1 protein-coding gene is annotated in these 555 nt (G+C 51.7%); it reads right to left on the reverse strand.

The genetic code is table 11. The features are described 5' to 3' along the window. The coding region (locus JNK74_29865; protein MBL7650377.1) for a cytochrome C at positions 1–555 on the reverse strand (555 nt) is incomplete at both ends.

Below are 555 nucleotides of genomic sequence, written 5' to 3' on the forward strand. Positions count from 1 at the left end.
GCTGCCTGGGGAATCTGATTGAGGTACCAGAAAGAGACAATCGGTCCAAGCAGGAAAATCGGGATCAACCATTTGGCACAAAAGCGCACCATGTATGTCCGGAAATGCGGATCGGGAATGCGGGAGGAAGTAACCAGGGCATACATACCGGCTATGGCAGCCATGATAAGCATACGAATGATCAGTCCCGGGAAATAGGTGGGGTTCAAGAAACCGTCCAGCCAGTTATGGCTTTCAATCCATTTACCGGGCGTAAGCATGAAGGTGATGATACCGTTGATGATGACCAGGGTCATAATCGAGAAAACCATGTACAACCGGGCAAGCAGAAGGTGTGTCTCTTTGGAAACACGATCCCAGGTGTAATAGTAGACAAAGGCGGTGGCCAGTTCAGCGACAAAGAACAAGTATTCAAGGGCCCAGGCCAGGGTAAAACTCTGGATGAGAGAAGCCGTGCCGTCCGGACTGACAAGGGATATGGAGAACCAGATGCCCACCCCGGTCACGGCACCGGATACGGTGGTAATGATCAGGAAGAAACGGGAATGCCCCTTC

The sequence above is a fragment of the Candidatus Hydrogenedentota bacterium genome (assembly GCA_016791475.1).
In the GTDB taxonomy this organism is placed as follows: domain Bacteria; phylum Hydrogenedentota; class Hydrogenedentia; order Hydrogenedentales; family JAEUWI01; genus JAEUWI01.